The 23854-nt window shown below is 53.6% G+C and carries 24 protein-coding genes and 1 riboswitch; of the genes, 13 read left to right on the forward strand and 11 right to left on the reverse strand.

Features of this window, described 5'->3' with window-relative positions:
• Window positions 1–87 precede the first annotated feature (87 nt).
• On the forward strand, window positions 88–1905 hold the full coding sequence (locus ACZ48S_RS07525; protein WP_464212237.1) for an IPT/TIG domain-containing protein: 1818 nt from the start codon (window positions 88–90) through the stop codon (window positions 1903–1905).
• A gap of 143 nt (window positions 1906–2048) precedes the next feature.
• Window positions 2049–2972, forward strand: a complete 924-nt coding sequence (locus ACZ48S_RS07530) for a DUF6612 family protein (protein WP_464212239.1) — start codon at window positions 2049–2051, stop codon at window positions 2970–2972.
• A gap of 433 nt (window positions 2973–3405) precedes the next feature.
• On the opposite strand, the gene ACZ48S_RS07535 is transcribed toward ACZ48S_RS07530, so the two are convergent.
• Window positions 3406–3843, reverse strand: coding sequence for a universal stress protein (locus ACZ48S_RS07535; protein ID WP_464212241.1), 438 nt, complete (start codon window positions 3841–3843; stop codon window positions 3406–3408).
• A gap of 212 nt (window positions 3844–4055) precedes the next feature.
• Between ACZ48S_RS07535 and ACZ48S_RS07540 the strand changes: the two genes are divergently transcribed.
• The 3 genes from ACZ48S_RS07540 (at window position 4056) to ACZ48S_RS07550 (ending at window position 6035) form a co-directional block, all read left to right on the forward strand.
• On the forward strand, window positions 4056–4475 hold the full coding sequence (locus ACZ48S_RS07540; RefSeq protein WP_464212243.1) for a hypothetical protein: 420 nt from the start codon (window positions 4056–4058) through the stop codon (window positions 4473–4475).
• A gap of 196 nt (window positions 4476–4671) precedes the next feature.
• Window positions 4672–5400, forward strand: a complete 729-nt coding sequence (locus ACZ48S_RS07545; RefSeq protein ID WP_464212245.1) for a hypothetical protein — start codon at window positions 4672–4674, stop codon at window positions 5398–5400.
• Window positions 5400–6035, forward strand: coding sequence for a phage terminase large subunit family protein (locus ACZ48S_RS07550; RefSeq protein ID WP_464212247.1), 636 nt, complete (start codon window positions 5400–5402; stop codon window positions 6033–6035). Before ACZ48S_RS07545 ends, ACZ48S_RS07550 begins: the two co-directional genes overlap by 1 nt.
• Before the next feature lie 53 nt (window positions 6036–6088).
• Here ACZ48S_RS07550 and ACZ48S_RS07555 read toward each other — a convergent pair whose 3' ends face one another.
• The 4 genes from ACZ48S_RS07555 to ACZ48S_RS07570 all read right to left on the reverse strand — a co-directional run bounded on the left by ACZ48S_RS07555 (window position 6089) and on the right by ACZ48S_RS07570 (window position 8756).
• The gene (locus ACZ48S_RS07555) at window positions 6089–6751 is read right to left on the reverse strand and encodes a molybdopterin-dependent oxidoreductase (protein WP_464212249.1); all 663 of its coding nucleotides are present in this window, start codon (window positions 6749–6751) and stop codon (window positions 6089–6091) included.
• 319 nt (window positions 6752–7070) lie between these two features.
• A complete protein-coding gene (locus ACZ48S_RS07560; RefSeq protein ID WP_464212251.1) occupies window positions 7071–7256 on the reverse strand; it encodes an SHOCT domain-containing protein in 186 nt (61 codons plus the stop codon).
• Window positions 7257–7543: 287 nt separating this feature from the next.
• Window positions 7544–8134: a flavodoxin family protein gene (locus ACZ48S_RS07565; protein WP_464212253.1), complete on the reverse strand. Its 591-nt coding sequence runs from the start codon at window positions 8132–8134 to the stop codon at window positions 7544–7546.
• 4 nt (window positions 8135–8138) lie between these two features.
• Complete coding sequence (locus tag ACZ48S_RS07570; protein WP_464212255.1) at window positions 8139–8756, reverse strand: 4Fe-4S binding protein; 618 nt, start codon at window positions 8754–8756, stop codon at window positions 8139–8141.
• Between the two features lie 170 nt (window positions 8757–8926).
• Between ACZ48S_RS07570 and ACZ48S_RS07575 the strand changes: the two genes are divergently transcribed.
• Entirely contained in the window at window positions 8927–9319 is a 393-nt protein-coding gene (locus tag ACZ48S_RS07575; RefSeq protein ID WP_464212257.1) for a hypothetical protein, read from the forward strand.
• A gap of 77 nt (window positions 9320–9396) precedes the next feature.
• The gene (locus tag ACZ48S_RS07580) at window positions 9397–11352 is read left to right on the forward strand and encodes a beta-propeller domain-containing protein (RefSeq protein WP_464212259.1); all 1956 of its coding nucleotides are present in this window, start codon (window positions 9397–9399) and stop codon (window positions 11350–11352) included.
• A 23-nt stretch (window positions 11353–11375) separates the two neighbouring features.
• On the opposite strand, the gene ACZ48S_RS07585 is transcribed toward ACZ48S_RS07580, so the two are convergent.
• The 4 genes from ACZ48S_RS07585 to nrdR form a co-directional block, all read right to left on the reverse strand.
• Complete coding sequence (locus tag ACZ48S_RS07585) at window positions 11376–11996, reverse strand: CPBP family intramembrane glutamic endopeptidase (protein WP_464212261.1); 621 nt, start codon at window positions 11994–11996, stop codon at window positions 11376–11378.
• Window positions 11997–12182: 186 nt separating this feature from the next.
• Complete coding sequence (locus ACZ48S_RS07590) at window positions 12183–12776, reverse strand: hypothetical protein (protein WP_464212263.1); 594 nt, start codon at window positions 12774–12776, stop codon at window positions 12183–12185.
• 1 nt (window position 12777) lies between these two features.
• Complete coding sequence (locus ACZ48S_RS07595; protein WP_464212265.1) at window positions 12778–15462, reverse strand: vitamin B12-dependent ribonucleotide reductase; 2685 nt, start codon at window positions 15460–15462, stop codon at window positions 12778–12780.
• On the reverse strand, window positions 15440–15982 hold the full coding sequence (nrdR, locus tag ACZ48S_RS07600; RefSeq protein WP_464212267.1) for a transcriptional regulator NrdR: 543 nt from the start codon (window positions 15980–15982) through the stop codon (window positions 15440–15442). The genes ACZ48S_RS07595 and nrdR overlap by 23 nt, the downstream gene beginning before the upstream one ends.
• Before the next feature lie 257 nt (window positions 15983–16239).
• On the opposite strand from nrdR, the gene ACZ48S_RS07605 reads away from it, so the two are divergent.
• A complete protein-coding gene (locus tag ACZ48S_RS07605) occupies window positions 16240–16551 on the forward strand; it encodes a J domain-containing protein (RefSeq protein ID WP_464212269.1) in 312 nt (103 codons plus the stop codon).
• On the forward strand, window positions 16535–17200 hold the full coding sequence (locus ACZ48S_RS07610) for a methyltransferase domain-containing protein (protein ID WP_464212271.1): 666 nt from the start codon (window positions 16535–16537) through the stop codon (window positions 17198–17200). Before ACZ48S_RS07605 ends, ACZ48S_RS07610 begins: the two co-directional genes overlap by 17 nt.
• 12 nt (window positions 17201–17212) lie before the next feature.
• On the opposite strand, the gene mgtE is transcribed toward ACZ48S_RS07610, so the two are convergent.
• The gene (mgtE, locus tag ACZ48S_RS07615) at window positions 17213–18580 is read right to left on the reverse strand and encodes a magnesium transporter (protein WP_464212273.1); all 1368 of its coding nucleotides are present in this window, start codon (window positions 18578–18580) and stop codon (window positions 17213–17215) included.
• 174 nt (window positions 18581–18754) lie between these two features.
• A riboswitch (molybdenum cofactor riboswitch) is annotated at window positions 18755–18894 on the forward strand.
• Between the two features lie 99 nt (window positions 18895–18993).
• Here mgtE and ACZ48S_RS07620 point away from each other — a divergent pair.
• The 4 genes from ACZ48S_RS07620 to ACZ48S_RS07635 all read left to right on the forward strand — a co-directional run bounded on the left by ACZ48S_RS07620 (window position 18994) and on the right by ACZ48S_RS07635 (window position 22891).
• Window positions 18994–19584, forward strand: a complete 591-nt coding sequence (locus ACZ48S_RS07620) for a c-type cytochrome (protein ID WP_464212275.1) — start codon at window positions 18994–18996, stop codon at window positions 19582–19584.
• Window positions 19585–19659: 75 nt separating this feature from the next.
• The gene (locus tag ACZ48S_RS07625) at window positions 19660–20628 is read left to right on the forward strand and encodes a hydrogenase small subunit (RefSeq protein ID WP_464212277.1); all 969 of its coding nucleotides are present in this window, start codon (window positions 19660–19662) and stop codon (window positions 20626–20628) included.
• Window positions 20629–20701: 73 nt separating this feature from the next.
• Complete coding sequence (locus tag ACZ48S_RS07630) at window positions 20702–22312, forward strand: nickel-dependent hydrogenase large subunit (protein ID WP_464212279.1); 1611 nt, start codon at window positions 20702–20704, stop codon at window positions 22310–22312.
• A 78-nt stretch (window positions 22313–22390) separates the two neighbouring features.
• Window positions 22391–22891 carry a hydrogenase maturation protease gene (locus ACZ48S_RS07635; protein WP_464212281.1) on the forward strand — a complete coding sequence of 167 codons (501 nt, stop codon included), beginning with the start codon at window positions 22391–22393 and terminating at the stop codon, window positions 22889–22891.
• A gap of 36 nt (window positions 22892–22927) precedes the next feature.
• Here ACZ48S_RS07635 and ACZ48S_RS07640 read toward each other — a convergent pair whose 3' ends face one another.
• A complete protein-coding gene (locus ACZ48S_RS07640; protein WP_464212283.1) occupies window positions 22928–23722 on the reverse strand; it encodes an SDR family NAD(P)-dependent oxidoreductase in 795 nt (264 codons plus the stop codon).
• Window positions 23723–23854: the final 132 nt, after the last annotated feature.

Below are 23854 nucleotides of genomic sequence, written 5' to 3' on the forward strand. Positions count from 1 at the left end.
TATTCCCGGATTTCCATTGACTCAAGCAGATTGTTATAATACCGGTGATTAAAAACCTAACATGAATAATTCAGGAGGATATAGATTTTGAAAGCAAAAATTAAAGCGCTCTGGCGCGTTCTGCCGGTCATGCTGCTGGCTGTTACCGCACTGACAGCAACAGTGGTACCGGTTAGTGCGGCAGCATTAGTATTCGCAACCCCAACCCAAGGTATTGCTGGTCAAACAGTGACTATTCAAGGTTTCGGTTTCACCGAAGGCAATCCTTACCAGATCAGCTTCGGCGGTAGCCTCGCTGGAAGTGGCACCGTCGCCACTGGTGGCAATATCACAACCACCATTACACCCAATACTTCCATACCTCCCGGGGATTACACTATTACCGTCTCTGATGGTGTGAACGTAGCCCAGACAACATACACCATAATCCCAACAATGACAATTGTATTCTCAGATGATACCGGCAATGTCGGAGATGAAATAGCCATAGAAGGCACCGGTTTCTCCGAAGAAGAAGATGTAGAAATCTACTACTATGACACCGTGGAAGATGAGGATGTGCTCCTGACCACCGTTGAAACGGATGATGAAGGTGAGTTTGAAGTAGAAATCACCATTCCCGAAGCCGAGCGCGGTAGCCTAAAAATAATCGCACTCGACGTGGATACCGATGATACAGTAGAGAAGTTTTTCACCATTGAACCCATGATCACTCTTGATGATGATACCGGCTCTCCCGGCTCTGAAGTCGAGATAACCGGCACCGGTTTCAATGATGATGTTGACATCACTTTCCGCTGGGACGGTGCATCCGGCCCTCTGGAAGACTTTGAGTTCACCACTGATGACTACGGCAGCTTCAGGGAAAACATCACCATTCCGGAAGACGCGGTCAGCGGTGAATACACCATCACCGCCCGCCAGTCATCCACCGTCTATGCGGAGGCTGACTTCACCATCGCCGCCAGCATAACCGTCAGCCCGGCGGAAGGTCCGGCCGGCACCTCGGTTGTGGTGGAAGGCAAGGGCTTCGACCAGAGCGGTTCCGTCAGCATCGAGTTCGACGGAGATGAGGTCAAGACCGCTACACTCTCCAACGGCACCTTCACTACTTCATTCAACATCCCCGGGGTTGTAGCCGAGACCTATACCATAACGGCTATTGATGATGAGGACAACGAGGCTTCTGCCGATTTCACCGCTACCTATGAAGCCGAGATAAGCCCGGCAACCAGCAGTACCTCACCCGGACATGTCGGCCAGGAACTGACCGTTACCGGCACCGGCTTCCTGCCCAATACCGCCATCAGTATTACTTTCGGCAACGATTCTATCGGATCAGGGACTTCCGATAATACCGGCTCGTTTGAAATCAGCTTTGACGTCCCGGCTGTCGCCGCCGGCAATCATATTGTCAGCGTCACCGATGGGACCAACGACCCCATCATCTTCACCTTCGTCATGGAAGATGAAGCTCCCGCCGCCCCGGTGCTGACAACCCCCACCATCGCGGAAAAGCCGGACCAGCCCATCACCTTTGAATGGGAAGACGTAACCGATGATTCCGGTGTAACATACCGACTGGAAGTAGCGGTTGATTCCAGCTTCTCAACCTTTATCCTGACCAAGGAAGACCTGACAACTTCCAGCTATACCGCCACCGAGGAAGAGAAGCTGCCCTCAGTCTCCAGCGACGAACCTTACTTCTGGAGAGTCATCGCCACTGACGGCGCCGGCAATCAGGGAGAACCCGCTGAGGCTAAAACCTTTGTAGTCGGCTTCTCCTTCGGTGACCTTATCCCGGATGACATTCCCATGTGGGCCTGGATAGTCATCGGCGTACTTGCTGTAGCCATTATCGGCGGCGTTATCTACTACTTCTGGCAGCGTGCCTACACCTACTAATAACCAATTCTGTTGAATAACCGGAAGCCCCCTCAATCGAGGGGGCTTCCTTCTTCTAAAATTAACTGATAACAATAATTTTGTATTACGGCTATTTAGATTTACAATTAAAAGACACTCCGTAAATAAAAGGAGGCTATAGAATGAAGTATTCGCAAAAAATCCCAGCCTTGCTATTGACCCTGCTGCTGGTGATGGGCATTGCACTTGTTGGCTGTGGCACCAGCGAAGAGACGACTGACCCGACTTCTCAGCCTACTGCAACTAATCCGCCGACCAGCACCCCGCCGCCGGAAACCACCGGCTCAGGCCCGGCACCTTCCGCCACCAATCCGCCGCAAACCACCACCGCGGGAGACCTGGCCCAATCCATAATTGAGGCGTCTGCCGATATTACCAGTTACGAATTTGAAGCCACTGCCGTTACCACCACCACCGCTTCCGGTTTCAGTTTCACCGCTGACTCGGTCACCGTAGGCCGCTTCGACCTGGAAAATGAAGCCGCCCATATCGACACCACCGTTACCGCCCAGGGCACCGAGACGCGGGTGGATAACTACCTGGTTGACGGTTGGACCTACATCAAATATGATACCGCCTTCGCCCCGCCCGGATTCACTTCCGGCCAGTGGTACAAGATAGCCATGACGCCGACAGAATGGGAAGCCAATTGGGACAGTAATTCCCAGGCAGAGCAGAATGAGCTTTTATTCGGTGATGCCGAGCTGACCATCCTGGGCAGTGAAACCATCAACGGCACTGACTGTTACAAGATAGACCTCATCCCGGACAAGGCCGCCTTCCTGGCCTACCTGGAAGCCCAGGGCACCACCGACAGCGCCGATGACATCGACAACGTCGAGCAGGCGCTGCAGAACATCGAGTTCACCGGCTGGGTGGCCAAGGACACATCCTGGCTGATCAGGACCGAGATGACTATGCAGATGACTATCGAGGGAGCGTCAATGGACCTGGAAGTGGTCAGCAGCCTGACTTCTATCAACCAGGCCGGCGGCATCACCCTGCCCGCTGAAGCCCAGGACGCCGCTGACCTGTCACCGTCCTAAAATAATATTCAATAAAAGAAGAGGGAGGTTGAAACCTCCCTCTTCTTTGTTTTTCCATCGACGGCAAAAACAGAAAACAGTTCGCCGTGAATTATTGACCAGCCTTTCACTATCGGGCTTTTTGGTCACTACTCTCTTTTATACCCGTGCCCTAATGTCCTTATCCTCTTATTTTCGCCCCTTTTGTCATTCTCGGCCAAAGCCGGGAATCCATAAAACTGACTACCGTAAACTAAAAACTGTCCCCCATCGTCATTGCTAGCGCCAGCATACCAATCTCGGTATCCTCAGCTTGTCATTCTCGGCGAAAGCCGGGAATCTATAAACTGAAAACTGCTAACTACTGACAACTGAAAACTGAGAACTATAAACTAAGAAAACTGAATATTGCCTGCTATTTGGTGCTTGAGATTTAAGATTTCCCCCAAGGCACTCACTCCGCCCGGATCATCATCACCGGAATCTTGGAATGGCGCACCACCCGTTCGGCAACGCTGCCCAAGAGCCACTTGCCCGGCCAGCTGCGACCGTGGGTAGACATAGCTATTACGTCAGCCCCCACTTCCTCGGCAGTCTTGAGAATGGTGTTGGCCGGCGAGCCTTCCCGTATCTCGGCGGTAACCTTCTTGAAGCCTTCTTCCTGCAGCCTTTCGCTGATTTTATTGACGTAATCGCGGGCTTTCTGTTCCTGCTCGGCTACCGAGTAGCCGGCTATGGACGGGTCGGAGAAAGCGAATTCCTGGGCCAGGTTGGCCGCCACATTGAGGATGAAGACCTCAGCGCCCTCCACATTGGCCAGTGCCTTAACGTGAGGCAGCACGCCCTCGGCTGTCTTGGACCCATCAAGCGGTACCAGGATTTTCTTATACATTTGTCCCTCCTTTCCGCGGCTTTCCCGAATCATCGGGCTATTGCTGACCTTTAACCTAAAGTCAGCCACTAATAATTATACCCCATTCATCAATACTTAAACGTCTCTACGGCCATCTGCCGACACCGGCTGACGCGCATCGGAAAAATATTCCACCGAAGTGTAACCTTTGCTTATTGACAATATATTACATATGTACTAATATTTTTCCAATGAATACAACTGACTACTGTGCCATCCCAGACCCCCGGGAAGATGGGGGAAAAAGCGAACCCCAAGCTGAAAAAGCCCCCCGCCAACCCGGCGCCCAGCCCGGCAACAGCAACGCCGTCAAGCACGGCTATTATTGCCGGCGGATTGACGCCGCCCAAAAACAGGACCTGATTGAAGCCGAGGAAGTGGAAGGGCTTGACGCCGAGATTGCCCTACTCCGTTCCAAGATCCAGCTGCTGAACCAGCGGGATCCGGAAAACATCAAGCTGATAATACAGGCCATCAACACTCTGTCCAACGTTATGGTGCGCCGCCGCTACGTCGTCCGGGACAAAAACGCCATAGCTGAAGCGGTTAAACAGGTACTGAAAGGCGTCATCCTCCCGGCCGGCATCATCCGTGACGCGCTGGAGAAGTAAAACTCCCTTTACTCCCCATAACCTGATACTAAAATACCAGCCCCTTCACACTCCGTCACTGCAAGGCTACCGCCGAAGCAGTCTCGGTTTCTATTTCGGTCATTTGAATTTTGGTATTTGATATTGTTTAGCTTTTAGATATTAGCTATTCACTAAACACTAACAATTATAAACTCACAAACCGACTGGATACTACTTGCACCAACTTTACCCCTATCAAACAGAAATAGCCGCCGCCGTTATTGACTCCGTCAATCGTAACCTCGGCCTGACCTTCAGCGTGGAAATAGCCCGCCAGGGCGGTAAAAATGAACTATCGGCCTGGCTGGAAATGAACCTGCTGCTGCTTTTCCAGGATGAAGCGTATAACCTGGTCAAGTGCGCGCCCACCTTCCGCCCGCAGGCGGTCATTTCACTGCGGCGCCTGCGCGACCTTCTGGATGACGGCGGACTGGGCGGCAGCTACCGGATTGAGAACGGTCACATCCTGCGGCTGGGCCGGGCGCGGGTCATCTTCCTGTCCGCGGCGGAAACAGCCAATGTCGTCGGCAACACCGCCCACCTGCTGCTGGAAATAGACGAGGCACAGGATGTTGATATAGACAAATTCAACCGCGACTTCAAGCCCATGGCCGCTGTGGCCAATGCCACCACCGTTCTTTACGGCACGCCGTGGCATGAATACACCCTGCTTGAAGAGGCAAAAAAGACTAATCTTGAGCTTGAGAGCCGGGACGGCTTCCGGCGGCATTTCCGCTATGACTGGCTGGATGTCGCCCGACACCGCCCCCATTACCGTGATTATGTTGCCAATGAGCAAGAGCGCCTCGGCGAGAACCACCCGGTCTTCCGTACCCAGTACGCCCTGCTGCCGGTTTCCGGCGGCCGGGGACTGTTCACCGATGAACAGCTGATGAACAGCTGATGAATCTTTCCGGCGCTCATCCGGCCTGCCGGCTGCCCCTGGAAGGGCGCGTCTATGTTGGCGGCCTGGATTTCGGCGGTGACGCATCAGCCGCGGCTGATGCTACCGTACTGACGCTGGCTGAACTGGATCACAGCCATACTTCAGCCGGCGGCAGCGCGCCCCATATCCGGGTTGTCCGCCACTACGCCTGGCAGGGCTTGCCGGCCGCGGTGCTGGTGAAGCGGATTACAGAAATAGCCCGCGCCTGGAAACTGAGGCGTCTGGCGGCGGATGCCACCGGCCTGGGACAGCCGCTGGCCGGAATGCTCAAAGATACACTGGGAAATAGAGTCGTTTCCTTCGTTTTCAACCGCAAAAACAAAAGTGAACTCGGCTATGAACTGCTGGCCGCGGCCAACACCGGACGACTAAAGCTGTACGCCCGTGACGCCTCGCCGGAATGCGTCGAATGCTGGAGCCAGCTTGAAGCCGCGGAGGCGGACTACCGCCCGGACCGGACGCTGAACTTTTACGTCAACCCGGCGCGCGGCCGGGATGATTACCTCACCAGCCTGGCCCTTACCCTGAAAGCCGCGGAATCCTGCCGTCCGCGCACCGCTTTCGGTGTTAATCCCCGCGGGTCAATCAGCTGAACCTTTGAAGAATACCGTTTTTCTACCTGTGTTTAGTGACCAGATAATCCTGCTTATTCAAACCGGGGCCCGGTAATATCAGCGTTGTTGTTAAAACCCCGGCTTTCCCAGTAACCCCGGAATTCAGTATCACCGGAAAGCTCAATGCGGGTTACCCACTTTGCCCACTTGTAGCCGTATTTCCCGGTGGCTACAACCTGGAAAGGAAAACCGCGTGAGGCCGGCAGCGTCAGGTCGTTGATTTTAAATGCCAGCATAACGTCCTGGCCGCTAATATATTCCAAGTCCAGTGAAGTATAGCCCTCAGGAACATCAGCAGTGTAAAAAATAACGGTGCTTGCTTCCGGTTTTACTCCCGCCAGCTCTAAAATTGAGGCGAAAGTAGGCCCGGTCATTTTGGCCGTAAATTCCCAGCCTTCGACGCAATGCAGGGTAATAAGACGGGATTCCTGTGGCAAGTCCAGCAGGTCCTGGTAGCTCAGAGAGACCGCATGGTTGGTCATTCCGTCAATGGTCAGGGTGTAAGTTTCCGGATCAATCTGCTGCGTTCCTGCCAGGGCATTGTTGCCCTGGTTTCGCATCGGAGTCAGCTCAACCCCTTGAAACTCCGTCGCTTCTACTTCCCCTTCAGGCGGCGTGTATTCTTCATCACAGCCCACAAGCGCCAGGCTCGTCACCAACAAGAAGGACAGGAGAATTAACATTGTATTTTTCATAATTTACCTCCAGCAGCATAAGCGCTGTATTTCAATAGTAATATGAAAATGACTTATGTTATCAGTAAAGATTGTTTTTACAATATAAAAACAATTCCAGTACCTGGAAACCGGTAACTAGCGCCTGATGGTTAAGGCAATACATCACCAAGACAAGTACCAATTGGCTATAAACACCATTGATGAGGCTTACAGGTGCTTGTGCTAATCTGGTATGAGAACATCCTAATGGTCACTATGCTCGAATTTGTAAACTGAATACTATTTCAAGAAACTATAAAATAATAGAGTAAGGAGCGAACAACTCCTCACTCTATGTTTACAGCAAATCAGCTTTGATGGTGTCGAATTCTTCCTTGCTGATCTCACCCCGGGCGTATCGCTCCCGGGCAATCTCCAGCGGTTCCCGCCTCGCCGTACTGCCTACTTTAACCGTACCGTTCTTGCTCAGGGTATAGACGCCCCAAACCACCAGGCCTATAACTATGAGCCAAAATAAAAACATAAAAACGCCTCCTCCAGATGCCCAGTCAGCCATATGATTATTCCAATACCACATAATACTGCCTCCTATTGTTGACCATTATACTCAGTATTATGCGGACTGGCTGTAACCACGGTCACAACAGTAGCTGCTGACTGGCAGACTGAAAAAATAATGGGGGATTCAGGCTAATCTATCCACTAACGTTGAAGAGCGTCCGCGGCCGGAATAATCTCCGTACTTCGTTTTAATATTGAATATTGGAGCTTAATTATTATTTGAGATTTGGAATTTATTAGCGGCGCCAGCTACTTGTCCGCCAAATCCCGCCCCAACACTGCCGCCTGTTCCAGTACTTCAGCCTCGCGCCGTACTCTGCCCTTGCCGAAAACACCCAGCACCGGCAGCTCCCCGGCAATCTCGTAGCCCAGCGCCGTCACTGACCGCCGCAGCGTTTCCATAGTCAGGTCCATACCGCCTTCTTCATAGCCATCCTGCTCTCCGACAACGGCCAGCGCCACCCGTCGGCCCTGTCCGGCCAGGCGGCTGCTCCACTGGCCTGGCCGCTGCTTCCCGAAATCATAATAGCAGTAAAGCCGGTCAATGAAGGCTTTCATCAGGGCAGTCATATTATAGTGATGGATCGGAGTCACCAGCACCAGTCCGCCGGCAGCTTCAATCTTGGGATAAATCAGCCGCATATCATCATCCAGCCCGGTACACTCCTTGTCCTTGCGGCATTTTTCGCACCCGGAACAGGTCTGAAAATCATAATCCCGCAGATAAACCGCCTCGGTCAAAGCACCGGCATCCGCCGCCGTCTTGAGCATCGTTTGCAGCAGTATGTCGGAATTACCACCCTGCCGAGGGCTGCCACTTACGCCCAGGATTTTATCCATCACTTTATCCTTCAGGGTTATTGGTCGGGCATTTTTTGAGGCAAATATCGCAGGGCACCAGCCGCCCGTTTCTTAATTTCATCACTTTGGTATTGGAAAGGCATTTTTCAATATCGGTGAGCTTATAAGACTCCAGTATATGAACCGGACATTCATCAATGCAGACCCGGCAGTTCCGGCACGGCTGGTAGTTCGGGATCGCCTCCGGCTTTGCCTCATCGAACTGACCATCCACGACAATGGCCGCAAACCTCAACATGGCGCCGTATTCCGGGTGCAGCACCACGGTGCTCTTGCCGCGCACGCCCAACCCCAGGCTGATTGCCAGCTCCTTGAGGTTGAGCCGCCCGTGAAGCGGATACCCGTAACGCCCGGCCAGTTCAGCCCGGCAGCCTCTTTCCCGGAGAAATTGCAGCATTTTTCCCAGCCCGGGCACGAAGTGCCGCTGAAATCCAACCAATTCAAAACATCCGTCCGCCTGGCTGAATTCATCCAGGTCGCGGTCCGGAGTTGACTCCAGCCCGCAGAGAATAACGCTGCCGCCTTCAGGCAGCGGGCTGATGCCGGAAACATCAAACAGGGTTTCGGCGTATTCTGTTATCTCTCGTCCGGTTAATGCCATGAGCTGTCAGGAATAGTGTAACATACCGACAGGGTTTTCCGGGAAGGATTTTTATCAAATTTCATGGTCTACTGCTCTTATTTACAGTTTAAAAACCATACTTTTGACGGGTGCGTATTTCGTGTCTTTAGTAATAAAATACCCTCGGTACTGTACCAATTGGAGGCGTAATGAAAAAATATCACTTAATACTAAGCTCTTTATTTGCCCTGCTGCTGATGGTCACTGGCTGCACCGTGGGTTCCGGCATCCAGATAAACTCCGTTGAAACTAACTTGCCGGGTAAAATGGCGATGACCTATGATAAATTCAGCGGCTACAAGCAGCGAGATATAAAAGTTGAGCAAGACCAGCCGCTCACCGTGCTGGTAGAGGTGGTAACTGAAAAAGGCTCAATAGACGCCTATATCGCCAAAGACAATGAAACCGCCGACTGTGCCTACGAGGGGCATGACATCCCCACTTCATCCTTCAACGTAACATTAAGCGAACCGGGGGAATATACCATCAGGGTTGATGCCCGGGACCATAAGGGGAGTTATTCTTTTGAGTGGGGGGAATGAATAAAACAGGAAAAGGGATAACTTTACGCTGTCATCGCCGTTATAGATGTTAGAAGTCAGCGTGAGGTTTGTGTCCCATGAAAAAGCTCGGATTATTCAGTTTATCTGCTTTAGTACTCTGTTCCATTCTAGCCATTCCCGGTTGCACTGGTGATAACAATGACCCGGTCACCGGCCTACCCACGTTTACATCAGAAAAAGCATTAGTTACAGCCTTCACCCAGGCGCAAACCAGGGGATATTCCGGCAACTGGTGGGCCATGGAGGCAATGCCACCGGTCCTTGCCGCACAAGCGGATGACGCAGTAGCATCCAGTAGTAAATCTTACTCCGAAACCAATGTCCAGGTAGCCGGAGTGGACGAAGCGGACATCGTTAAAACCGACGGCAAGTATATTTACGCGGTGTCCGGTAACGTTATTTACATATCCAGGGCATATCCGCCTGAATCGGCCGACATCGTCGGGCAGATTTCCATAGAAGGGTTCAATCCCCAAGAACTCCTTATCAACGGCGACCGTCTTGCAGTATTCGGTTACACCTATTCCAACAGTTTTGAACCGGACTATCCGATCACCATCATGCCGAATGAAGGGATGCCGGATATCTCGTCTATCTACCCGTACCGGACCGGCCTGACATCGGTAAAACTTTACGATACTAAAGACCACTCGAATCCCGAATTACTTAAGAGTATCGATATTGAGGGATCTTACCTGACCTCGCGGAAGATAGGACCTGACGTCTACTTCGTCATCAATTCTTATCCCGACTACTTCGATATCAATCCGGCCGCCAGCGATCTTATCCCGGCTTATCGGGAGACGAACGGCAATAATAAAAACCCCGGTAGTTTTCAACCAATCGCCAGCTACGATCAGATCGGTTATATCCCTCCGGTCCAGGCAGCCAGCTTCCTCACGATTGCCTCATTGTCGATGACCGATGCGGAAAAAGCCGTCAGTAAAACAGTCATCGCCGGCAGCGGCGAAAACGTCTATGCCTCGGCTGATAACCTGTATATCGCCCAGACCTCATGGCCGGTCTACGACGGTATCGGCATACCGATTGCCGACCAAACGCAAAACACGGTGATCACCAAGTTCTCTCTAAACGCCGGTGAAGTCATTTACCAGGCCACCGGCAATGTAAATGGACACATCCTGAACCAGTTCGCCATGGATGAATACAACGGCTACTTCCGCATCGCCACAACCATCAGCGGCTATGTGAATAACCGCGATACCTCGACCAATAACGTTTACGTTCTTGACGCCTCCCTGAAGGCGACCGGCGCCCTGGAAGATGTGGCCCCCGGGGAAAGCATTTACGCCGTGCGTTTCATGGGCCAGCGCGCCTACATGGTGACTTTCCTGCATGTGGACCCGCTCTTCGTTATCGACCTGGCACAGCCTGAAAACCCCAAAATACTCGGCAAATTGAAGATACCAGGTTACAGCAATTACCTGCAACCTTATGATGAAACTCACCTTATCGGCATCGGCCACGAGGTGGATCCCAGTATCGACGCCGACCTGGTCCATACCGATAACGCTGTATACTACACAGCGATTCAGGGAGTCAAGCTGTCGCTCTTTGATGTGAGTGATGTCAATAACCCGATTGAGGTCTATAAAGAGGTAATAGGCGACCGGGGCACCGAAAGCCTGGCCAACAGCGAACACAAGGCTGTTCTTTTCGACAAAGAATCAGGTCTGCTGGTGTTACCGGTTACGGTAGCCGAATTGAAACCGGGCCAGCCCAAGAACATGCAGGGCGAATTCGTCTTCCAAGGCGCCTACGTATACAATCTGACGCTGGACGGCGGATTCAACTTGAAAGGTAAAGTCAGCCATTACGACACGACCGATATTTTCCAGAAAAGCGGAGAATATTTCTACGGAGGACCCGGCCAGATAACCCGGAGCCTGTATATTGAGAATGTCCTTTACACGCTGTCCCAGTCCAGACTACAGTTGAACAATCTTACCAATCTGGAGCTTTTAGAGGTGTTGCCTTTCGACTCGAAATAGATATCCATGGTCACCCTGAACAATCAATTCAGATTGACAATGGCCAGGAAAAATATGTTGATGAATAAATGTATCAGGAAGGCCGGCCAGAACGACCCTCCCCGGTAGGCCACATAACCGAACAGTATTCCCGTAAATATGGTGCTGACGGTCTCTAGTTCCGGTTTGCCGAAATGAAGGAGGACAAAGGGTATCATCTGGACCAGGATGCTGGCTTCTTTGAGCTTTTCTTTCAGACCGAAAAGCAGAAACCCGCGGAAAATATATTCCCATCCAATCATGTACACGGCAATTTCCAGGCAGTACCTGAGGAATTCAAAATTCTCTTTGGTGTAATAACTCTGAAGGTTACCGAGGTAAGAAGCCGCAATGAGGATGGGAACACAAATCAGGCAGATGACGATGACATAAGGCCCCCAGATCCTGACCTTGCCCAGCCCCAATCCGTAATCCAAAGGATTTTTCTTCAAGAGAAGGAGCACACCCACCGGAATGATGGCGTAATAAAAGAGGGAGTTGAACCAGTAGTTCCAGACAGGGTGATACTCAGCGAAAGTCAGCAATAGGACAGCGGAAACAAGAATGACCGTCTCATTCTTATTCGCCGCGAGAAAAGCCAGAATATTACGAAATTCTTTTGCCAAGAAAAACTCCGGTCAATGATTAGCCGAAATGGGGAGGCAAGTCAAGGGTTGGGGAAGTTTTCGTAGTGGGTTCGTTGGGATCAAGTTCAGGTACTCCAACGTCATCGTTCATAGCGACGCTGAGTGAGCAGATCAGTTATAAGCTGAGAGTGGATGCCAATAATCATACGGGGAATTAGGGGGTAACTAATTTGAAAATGAGCTGAATTTCTCGTTGACCCGAGTCGTTGTGAGAGTTGAACCCAAACTTAAAATCCCCAATAGCAACTCAGAACCGTTGTTGAAAGCCCTAAACATTTCTTTCATCACTAACTCTGTATCGGCAAGTATACGACTAGCTCGAGAAAGCGTACATTTCATTTCCCAAGTCGTTTGTAAACCTATTCTCGTTTTTCGTGAGTTATTAATAGAGTAACATTTATTTAATTTTTCGGTAACTCCGTGCGCTAAATCGTTCCTAACTTGATTAGATTCCTTGATACTTTGAAAAGGACTCTTGGCATAATCAACTACAATACCTTTCTGATTCGCAAGAAACTTCAATTTGTCGAGTACAGGCATGTATTTATCCCATTTTTCAACATGGTCAGATCCTAAATGGTTAAGAAATGCTTCAAAGGAGAAAGCACTCATGACAATTGAATAAAGACAGTAATAAAAACCACCTTCTTCAGAACTCTTAGCTCTTTCCAATGCGAAATCAGCCGCCTGAAATAGATAGCAATATGTATTTACGGTACGGTTTTGACGGGTTTCTGTAATTGAGTGTTCTTCCATCACCCTAACACTTCGTAAACCCACACCCAGGACAGATGAAACAGCCTTCCTGGTACACCAGGATGCTGCCGCATTCTACGCACTGGCCGGCAATATTCTTGGCCAGTCCCAGGTCGGTAACCGGCTTTTTATCAGAGTGCCCGTTGCCATTGCCGTCCGGGCGGCTCTGGGCTAGGAAGTTCTCCAATACACTGGCAATAGCGTCAGCGCAGGACAGCACGCTCTTGCCGCCGTCCCAGGCGATGGAGGGGCAGCGGATGCCCTTTAGCTGCTTGGCCACGGAATCAGGGGAAACACCGCTGCGCAGGGACAGCGAGGCCAGCCGGCAGGTGCTTTCCAGCTGGGCGGCGGCGCAGCCACCGGTCTTGCCCAGGTGGGAAAAGACCTCGCAGACGCCGTTGTCATCGGAGTTGACGGTAACATACAGCGTACCGCAGCCGGTGTTGACCTTTTCGGTAAAGCCATTGGTCACCTTGGAACGCTTGCGTGGTCCGGAAGGCTTGGGCGCCGGAGCCGGTGTTTCCGCCTTGGCCGGCTCAGCCTTGCCGGTGGACATCGGCTGGTCAGCCTTGCAGCCATCGCGGTAGATGGTGATACCCTTCAGATTCTCGTTGAAGGCCATCTTGTAAACCTCTTCCACGTGAGCTACGGTAGCCTCAGCCGGGAAGTTGACCGTCTTGGATACGGCGTTGTCGGTATATTTCTGGAATGCGGCCTGCATCCTGACGTGCCATTCCGGAGTAATGCCGTGGGCGGTAACAAAGAGCTTTTTAACCTCTTCCGGCACCTCTGGCATATCTTCCAGGTGACCGCCCTCGGCCAGTTTTTTCATCAATTCGTCGGAATAGAATCCACCATCTTTGGCAGCCTGGGCGAAGTAGGGATTGACCTCTATCATGCGGGTGCCGTCCATGATGTTGCGGGTGAAGCACAGCGCGAAGTGCGGCTCAATGCCGGAAGAACAGCCGGCGATGATGGACAGCGTACCGGTGGGGGCGATGGTGGTGCAGGAGGCGTTGCGCATCTTGACCTGACCGTCGTACTTGCTGCCTTCGTAGGCCGGGAAGACGCCGCGCTCAGCCGCCAGTTCTTCTGAGGCCTTATACGCTTCCCGCTGGATGAAGCCCATCACTTCTTCCGCGGTCTGGGGGGCCTCGGCTGAATTATAAGAAATACCCAGTTCAATAAGCATGTCAGCAAAGCCCATCACTCCCAGGCCGATCTTGCGGGTTTTGCGCGTCTGCTCAGCAATCTGCGGCAGCGGGAACTTATTGACGTCAATGACGTCATCCAGGAAACGAACCGCGGTACGCACCGTGTAACCCAGTTTGTCGTAGTCAATCTCCTTTTTGCCGTTACCCTTGACCATGCGGGACAGGTTGACCGAGCCCAGGTTGCAGGACTCATAGGGCAGCAGCGGCTGCTCGCCGCAGGGATTGGTTGATTCAATGCGCCCCAGGTTCGGCGTCGGGTTTTCATCATTGATGCGGTCAATGAAGACAATGCCGGGGTCGCCGGTCTTCCAGGCCAGCTGCACTATCTGGTCAAAAATTTCCCGGGCCTTGCGGGTGCCCAGCACCTCGCCGTTGTGGGGGTTGACCAGCTCATAATCGGTATCGGCGCTGACCGCTTCCATAAATTTGTCGGTAATGGCTACTGAAAGATTGAAGTTGGTCAGCACCCCGGCGTTCTGCTTGGCGGTGATGAAATGCTCAATGTCCGGATGGTCAATGGACAGGATGGCCATGTTGGCGCCGCGGCGGGTGCCGCCCTGCTTGATGACATCGGTGGCCACGTCAAAGGCGCGCATGAAGGACACCGGCCCGGAAGCCACGCCGCCGGTAGTGCCTACCCGGTCGGACTCGGGGCGCAGCCGGGAGAATGAAAAACCGGTGCCGCCGCCGGATTTATGAATCATGGCGGTATGCTTGACGGCATCAAAGATGCTTTCAATGGAATCCTCAATAGGCAGCACGAAGCAGGCCGAAAGCTGCCCCAGCTCCCGCCCCGCGTTCATCAGCGTCGGCGAGTTGGGCAGAAATTCCAGCCGGGACATCAGGCCGTAGTATTCGTTTTCAATATCGCGCACCTTGCAGTCCGGGTTGTAGATCAGCTCGGCGGCAGCCACGGTGCGGGCCACCCGGCGCAGCATATCCTCCGGGGTTTCGGTGGGATTGCCGGACTTGTCCTTTTTCAAATAACGCTTCTGCAGCACCGCCAGTGAATTATCAGCCAGTTCCACCTTTTCGGGGACCGCGTTTTTCTTATTCGGTTTTGTGTTTCGGGTACGGGTGTTGACCGGCATAATTTTCTCCTCTTTAGATGGTTTGGTAATAACGGGGGGGACAGGCGGCAAAGGCGGGTCAGGCACTTCGGCTCTATCCGGCATCGGCGCTTCCTTAACTTCAGTTTCTTCAGCGACAGCCGGAGGCCTGGCGGCGTCAATAATATCCTTGACCAGTGACTCAATCTCGTACTCAGTAGCCGCGATCGGCTGGCGGGCATCGGCCGGCATGAAGGCTTCCATTCCCGGCAGCGAGGCCGGTTTTTCCAGCCGGTCGATAACCCGGGCGGTGATTTCCTCTACCTTGCCGCGCTCCGCGATGCCCATGGCGGAAGCCTGGTTGAAGATTATCTGGGCAATGCGGTTTTTATCAACGATGGGTTTACCTGACGGCTGCGGTGTCATGGCCTTTTCTCCGTTTTATTTTCTTTTCGGCTGTTTCCAGCATCAGCGGCAGCTGTGACCGACTGTCCGTTTCCGAGCGGCCGACCAGCTTATCCACCATTTCCTTGAACTCTGTTACGTCAGTGAACTTGCGGTACACCGAGGCGAAGCGGATGTAGGCGATGTTGTCAACCGCCTTGAGCTTCTCCATCACCTTGTCGCCCACTGCCGAAGAAGCTATCTCGGCCCGGCCGGTTTCAACCAGTTCGGACTCTATTTCATCCGCCAGCTTATCTACGGTACCCACCGGCAGCGGCCGCTTCTCCAGGGCTTTATGCAGTCCGCCCAGCAGCTTGTCCTTGCTCCATTCCTCGCGGCGGCCGTCTTTCTTGATGACATATACCGCCGTCGGCTGGATTCGCTCATAGGTTGTAAAGCGGTAGCCGCAGCTAAGGCATTCCCTCCGGCGGCGAATACCGTCTTCGACCTCCCGGGAATCAACCACCCGGAAATCATTCTGCCGGCAGCTGGGACAATTCATTCGGTAAATCCTTATCCTTGAAATTTCCTTATTCAGATACAGGCAAGCGGCGACATGATGCTGACGTTTAAACACTATCTGTTGTGTTGCCCGCATACATTACCACTAGATATAGTGTATGTCAATAGGAAAAAAGTCCGGTGCTGAAGCTGAAAAAACCCGCTGAAACGTAAAAATATTTTCCGGTGCGTGGCTAAACTGTTTGATAAGCATAAAAGGCTTGGAATACAATAAATTGATTTGAATTGGCTGTATGAGTGACAGACGAAACGGCAGATTTTATGAACAACACTGATTTCAAAGAAATAGACGAAGCCAGGAAGCGGCTCGGCCTGGGTGAAACAGCAACCATTAAAGAAGTAAAGGCCGCCTATAAACGGCTGTCGCACCGGCACCACCCGGACAAAACCAAAAGCGAGAGCAGCCGGGAAATGACGGAAATCAATAAAGCCTACGCCGTGCTTAAGGATTATATAGAAAATTACCGCTACAGCTTTAAAGAAGAAGATATTGTCGGAAACAGTTATTTCAGGGAACACTTCAAAAGGTTTTATGAAGACGGATTCTGATAACGGTGGGAGCCTGTTCGACTCCAGGGCCGCGGAGTATGACGCCTGGTTTGACGGTGAAGGCAAAACTATTTTTGCCATTGAACTGGCGGCTATCCGGCATGTACTTCAGAACCTGCCCAAGCCGTGGCTGGAGGTCGGTGTCGGCAGCGGTCGCTTCGCCCAAGCCCTGGGCATCGAAACAGGTATTGATCCCTCGGCTAAACTGCTGAGAATGGCAGAGGCCCGAGGTATCCGGACGACCCGAGGCAGAGGCGAAGAATTACCCTTTAAAGATGAAACCTTCGGAACAGTATTTCTGATAATGACCCTCTGCTTTACTGAATCACCGTCCCGGGTGCTGGATGAAATCCACCGCGTTTTAAAAGACCGGGGTAAGGTTGTAGCCGCCATGGTTCCCGCAGACTGCGCCTGGGGCAGCTTTTACCAGGTTAAGAAGTCAGCCGGGCACCCAATATACCGTTATGCTGACTTTATAAGCCGGCAGCAGCTTATTGATCTGCTGGCTGCCGCCGGTTTTAAGGTCACCCGAAACGTATCAGCCCTTTTCCAGCCGCCGGGCCGGGTTAATGAACCGGAACAGCCGCAGGACGGGGTCCGCACCGAAGCTGGTTTTATTGTTATCGTCGCTGAAAAACCATCGTACTGACCCGTTATTGACCTATATGTTCAGCAGCCAGGCGGCTATCGCAAAGTAAAGCGCCACACCCAGCACGTCCATCACAGTGGTAATAAAGGGCGCTGAAACTAGTGCCGGGTCAATCTTGAGCCGCTGGAAGAAAAACGGCAGACTTGCGCCGGTCAGTGTAGCCAGGGTGGAAAGCAGCATCAGGGTCATCATCACTATCAGGGCAACCTCAAAATCCCGTCCCAGCAGGTAAGCCCAGGCCAGCACCACCAGGCCCAGCACCAGTCCCAGCAGCAGACCTACCCCGCCCTCGCGCAGCACCACCGACATTTTCCGCCGCCCGGCGATTTCCCCGGTAGCCATGCCGCGGATTACCACCGTGGCTGACTGGGCTCCGATGTTGCCTCCGGTACCGATAAGCAGCGGGATGAAGGCGGCCATGATCACCAGTTCCGCCAGCAGTTCCTCCTGGCCGGCGATTATGGTGGCGGTAAAGGTGTTGGCGAAGATAAGCAGCAGCAGCCATACCGTGCGCCGCCGCACTACTGACCAGATACGGTCGGTAAAATATGCCCGCTCGGAACCGGGCACCGCGCCGAAGCGGTAAATATCTTCGGTGGCCTCTTCTTCCATTATATCGACCACGTCGTCCCAGGTGATGATGCCCACCAGCCGGTTCTCGGCATCCACCACCGGAATGGCCAGCAGTTCATAATCCTTGAGCAGCCGCCCTACTTCTTCCTGGTCGGTATCGGTATAGACTTTGCGGGGTTCGTCGGTCATGATTTCGGTAACACAGGTCCGCGGTTCAGCCAGCACCAGGTCCTTCAATGAAACCGTTCCAATCAGTTTCCGCTGGCGGTTGATGACATAGGCCATGTAAATGGTTTCCTTGGATACCGCCAGCCGCCGGATTTTATCCAGCGCTTCGGCGGCGGTCATCTTCTCCTGCAGATCCACAAAATCCGGCGTCATCGCCCTGCCGGCGCTATCTTCGGCGTAACCCAGCAGCTTGAGGGTCATCTGCCGGTCCTGCGGAGACAGCAGGCGCAGCAGCCGCCGGGCCAGGGCGGCCGGCACTTCATCAAAGAGTTCCGCCCGGTCATCCGGCGGCAGTACTTCCAGGAAGCGGCGGGCGGTATTGTCGGTGAAAAGCTCCATCAGCGCCAGTTGCTGGCGGCCGTCGAACTGGTCAAATACCTGGACCGCCAGGTCCTTGGGCAGTAGCCTGAAAGCGGTCAGTGTTTCCGCGTCAGGCATTTCGGTCAGCAGCAGCGCTATGGCGTCAGCGTCCATGGAACTCAACGCGACGCGCAGCTCCTTGTACTGTCTTTCCTCCATCAGCCGGCGAATTTCCTGAACTTCCAGGGCAGTCTCCTTTTCACCTGAAAAGTTTTTCATATTGTAACACCCTTCGCTCCGGTAGCAAGCATTTTAAGTCGTTTCAACGGTCGGCAAAGCTAAAATGAAAAATAATTACCCGGTATTATACTTTTAGGACTAATTATATTGACAGTACTAAAACCATGGTGCTACAATCCTAGCGAATTTGCCGGCCAGGCTCACCGGTCGGCTGATGAAAAGGCTCTTCGAGTCCGAAAATCTAAAGCTGATTCAGTTATGGTGTTCGGACCTGTAAGCCGCAAGGCTTCGAGGGTGGCGGCGGAAACGCCGGCGCCTCCCGCGCTTAGGAAAGGAGAGGGCATAAGTGTTAACCAAATTTCATTACCGGGGACGTTTTTAAGTCGGCGTCTCCTTTTTTATAGGCAAAGATTTTTTACCCGGTCATCCAGATGAACAGGAGAGGTAAATTGATGAAACACAAAAATATCCTGGTTTTGGTTTTCGCGCTGATGCTGGTAATGCTGCCGGTATTGAGCGCCTGCACCGATGATTCAACCACACCCCCGCCCACCACCACTTCACCACCGGCTACTGAAAGCCTGCTGCCAGTCTCCGATGATGTGGCGGGTGTTGACGCCAGCCTGGTTTATGCCAGCTACTGCGCATCCTGCCACGGCACCCAGCGCCAGGGCGGAGTAGGTCCTGCCCTTTCCCGTGATCAGAGCGTGGCTTACCTGTCCCAGTGGCTGCCGGTTCACCGCACCGGGGTAACCATGGATTCCCGCCTGCGGGACCTGCTGATCAACTGGATTTACACAAATTCCACCCAGACCTCAGCGCCCGCCCCGACTGATCCGGCACTGGTCTATGCCTATAATTGCGCCGTCTGCCATGCGGCTGACCGATCCGGCGGCAACGGCGGTCCTTCCATTGAGCAGATTGACCTGCAGCGGCAGACCGCTGACTTCCTGGCCGTTTTCCTGAAGTCGCACTACTCGGGCGTGTATTTGACCCAGGAACAGCACGAACTGCTGGGCAACTGGCTGAAATCAAACCCGTAGGAACAAATAAGGAATAAAAGCTAAAATACATATCTAGACCGGAGTGGGACCCAGTCCCATTACAAAGGAGAAAAGATGGATATTTCAAGTCTGAGAAAACCTAACCTGACCCGCCGGGATTTCGTCAAGGTCGCGGGTATGACCACAGCCTACTTTGGTTTGAGCCAAGCTCTGGCCCCGCAGATAGTGGAAGCGCTGGAAAGCACCAGCGGCAAACCGGCGGTAATCTGGCTGGAAGGCCAGAGCTGCACCGGTTGTACCGAATCCTTCCTTAACAACCAGGAGCCGGACGCCACTTCCATCCTGCTGGATACCATTTCCCTGCGCTACCATGAAACGGCCATGGCCGCTTCCGGGCACCAGGCCGAGCAGGCACTGCAGGACACCATTGAAGAGGGCGGTTATGTCCTGGTTATTGAAGGTTCCATCCCGCTGGCTGAGGATGGCAAGTTCTGCACCATAGCTGGCAAACCGTTTACTGAAATAGTCCGCGAAACCGCCGCCAACGCCGCCGCCATCATCTGCGTCGGCTCCTGCGCTACCTACGGCGGCATCCCGCGGTCCGGCCCGACCGACGCGGTCGGCTACCTGTTCCGCGGCAAGGAACTGCATCATGAATTTGACGATGTCGGTGAAAAACCGGTCATCAACCTGCCCACCTGCCCGCTGCACAATGAGCGGCTGGTGGCCACCATCGTCCATTACATCACCTTCGGCACCGTACCGGCGCTGGACCAGTATCGCCGTCCTTACGCTTTCTACGGGCAGCTGATGCACAACAATTGTCCGCGCCGCGGCCACTATGAAGCCGGGCGTTTCCTGACTGATTACAAGAATCCGGCCCAGAAGGACTACTGCCTGATTCTAAAGGGCTGCAAGGGACCCATCGCCATGCAGGACTGCTGGGACCGAATGTGGAATGGCCGAGCCAGCTACTGCATTGAAGCCAACATCCCCTGCGTCGCCTGCTCGCAGCCGGAATTTTATGAAGACACCAGCCCGCTGTACGCCCATGATTATGACTTCGGGCTGCCGCCGCAGTAATGATTAACTCAACCCTTGAAATTGGAATTGGAAATCCAATGTTCGAAAATAAGGTTGGAAAGGTAAAATAACTATGACGCGCATTGTCGTTGATCCGTTAACCAGAATTGAAGGACACCTCAGAATCGAGGTTGAAGTCGAAAACGGCGTAATTACCGACGCCTGGTCCGCCGGTACCATGGCCCGCGGCTGGGAAAAACTGCTCCAGGGACGCGACCCCTGGGACGCTCCTTACGTCACCAGCCGTGTCTGCGGCGTCTGTGAAGGCGTTCACACTATCGCCTCAGCCCAGGCGCTCGAGGACGCTTTCGGCATTGAGCTGACCGAGGCTGGCCGGCTGATGCGAAACCTGTTCTCCGCCGGATATTACATGCATGACCACTACATTCACTTCTACATTCTGTCCGCCCTGGACTACCTGGACATAATGGCCATAGCCTCCTATGAAGGCGCCGACCCAGGTCTGCTGGCCATTAAGAGCAAGATTGTGGGCCTGGTCAATGCCGGAGACACCTCACCCTTCACTCCGCGCTACACCCCGGACGAGTTCTCGGTAAATGATCCGGAAACGGTCACCACCCTGGTATCGCATTACATTAAAGCCGCGGAACTCAAGGCCAAATCACAGAAGATGCTGGCCTACCTTACCGGCATCCAGCCCCATCCCAACGCCCTTACCGTCGGCGGCTGCACTGCCTCCCCCAGCTTTGAACAGCTGATGTCGCTGCGCGAACTGTGGGTTGAGCAGGCTGACTTTGTTAATAATGTATATCTGCCCGACGTAGCGGCAGTGGGTTACGGTCCGCTGCTGCCGCTGGCCGCTGCCGGCTTCGGCGCTACCGACGGCAACTACCTGGCCTACCCCATGCTGCCCCAGGGCAGCTCCGGCGCTGCCGGTGACATCTCATTCGGCGGCTCCGACCCCATGTTCCAGGGCGGCGTAATCATGGCCGGCGGTCCCCGTGGTTCACTGGCCGACATAAATAATGCCAGTGTCCAGGATGTCGATTACAGCAAGATAACCGAATCCGTCACCAATTCCTGGTATGACTATCCAGCCGGAGTCGACGCGCTGCATCCATCCGAGGGCGTGACCGATTACAATCTCAATAAAGACGGCGCCTACTCCTTCCTGAAAGCGCCGCGTTATGACTCCAAAACAATGGAAGTCGGCCCGCTGGCCCGCGGTCTGGTCAACAAGTTCCCGCAGCTGGATGCGTTCTTCCAGGCCGGCGGCCGTGAAGGCGTCGTAGCCCGTCACCTGTGCCGCGCCGTCATCTCCAAGATGATTGCTGACGAAGGCCTCAAGTGGATTGACCGCCTGATTGAGCTTCGCTTGCAGGGCCCGCTGGTGGGCATGAATGAACAGCCGGTACCCAAGAGCGGCAAGGGCATGGGCGTCTGGGATGCCCCGCGCGGCGCGCTGGGTCACTGGGTGGAAGTGGAAAACCACCGCATCAAGAATTACCAGATGGTGGTTCCCTCAACCTGGAACGCCGGACCACGCGACGAGAACGGCGTCAAGGGACCCTACGAGCAGGCGCTCATCGGCGCCCCGGTGCCTGACCTGGATAACCCGATCAACGTGGTGCGCATCATCCGCTCCTTTGACCCCTGCATCGCCTGTGCCGTGCACCTGATAGACCCGCACACCAACAATGTTAAAGTGGTCAAGATTTCCTAGATAGTAAATTAAAGCCTTTCCTGAAAAAGCGGCAGCGGAAGTCTGCCGCTTTTTCATGCGGCGCAGTTAGGGTATTTTATGAACTCGGAAAACAAGCAAAAACAGGCCGGCCGCACCCTGGTGCTGGGTGTCGGTAATGTAGCCATGGCCGACGAGGGATTCGGTGTTCATGTCATCCGGCGGCTGAAAGACTGGCGCTTCCCGGAAAATGTCAGCCTGAAGGAAGGCGCGGTAGCCGGATTTGACCTGCTGGGTTCCCTGGAGGGCATTGATACCCTTCTCGTGGTTGACGTTATGATTGCTGACCTGGAACCTGGGGAAATCGGCCTGGTCGACCTTGATAGCAGCCTGCAGCCGGCGGATAAAACCAATCTGTCATTCCACCAGGTGGGTATGACGGAGCTGCTGCAGATAGCCGAGCTGATCGGTCATAAGCCGCAGGTACAGTTTCTGGTAACCCAGCCGGAAAAGATGGAGTGGAGCTTTGAGATGACCGACGGCGTCAAACAGGCGGTGGACAAGGCCGTGGCCTTTTTGGCCGAAAAATTCGGCGCGGAGCCACCGGCCGGCAATGGTTGACACCGCTGCCCGATTAAGTATCAAATCAGAACCGATTCAGCCTACCAGGTACCCGCCGTCGGCGATGATTGTCGATCCCACCACGTAATCCGCGGCCTCGGAAGCCAGGAAAAGAGCCACCCGGGCGATGTCATCCGGTTCTCCCTGCCGGCCAAGCGGAATTGAAGCGGTGAACCTGGCCGTCAGTTCCTTGATTTCTTCCGGGCTTATCCCTTCCAATCCGGAGGCGGCGCCCGGGGTTTTTACCGCGCCGGGAGCGATGGCATTGACATTGATTCCCCGGGGAGCCCATTCCCTGGCCAGGGCCTTGGTCAGCATCACCACACCCCCTTTTGAAGCGTCATAGGCTATCAGGTTGCCGGTGGGATGGAAAGCGTCCACCGAGGCAATATTGATAATTTTACCGCCGTGGCCACTATCCAGCATGGCCTTGGCTGCCGCCCGGGCGAAAAACATGGTGCCTTTAAGATTGATGTCCAGGGTCCTGTCCCATGTTTCCTCTGTCATATCCAGTCCGGAAGAAAACGGATAAACACCGGCGTTATTTACCAGTATGTGCAGATCACCGAAAGCCGCCAGCGTTTCCTGCATCGTCCTTTCAATGGAAGACGGCTGACTGACATCGGTTCGGTTTTCCCTCGCCTTGTAGCCGGCCACCCTTAGTTCCGCCACTGTTTTCCGGGCCGCGTCTATATCAATATCCGCCGCCACAACACTGGCTCCGGCTTCCGCCAGCCGCAGGGCGATGCCCTTGCCGATACCAGCCCCCGCGCCGGTCACGATGGCTACCTTGCCGCGCAGGTCGAAAAGCTCGCTGATTTTCCGGTCCATATCAATTCCTCCGGTCAGTTCTTTTATTTAAGCTGCTATTATTCTACCATCACCGCCAACTGTAAAAATATTTTGAAAAAACCTGTTGACATCAGATGAATTATTGTAGTAAATTACTATAATACTACATTT

The organism is Dehalogenimonas sp. NIT-SK1 (assembly GCF_055384165.1).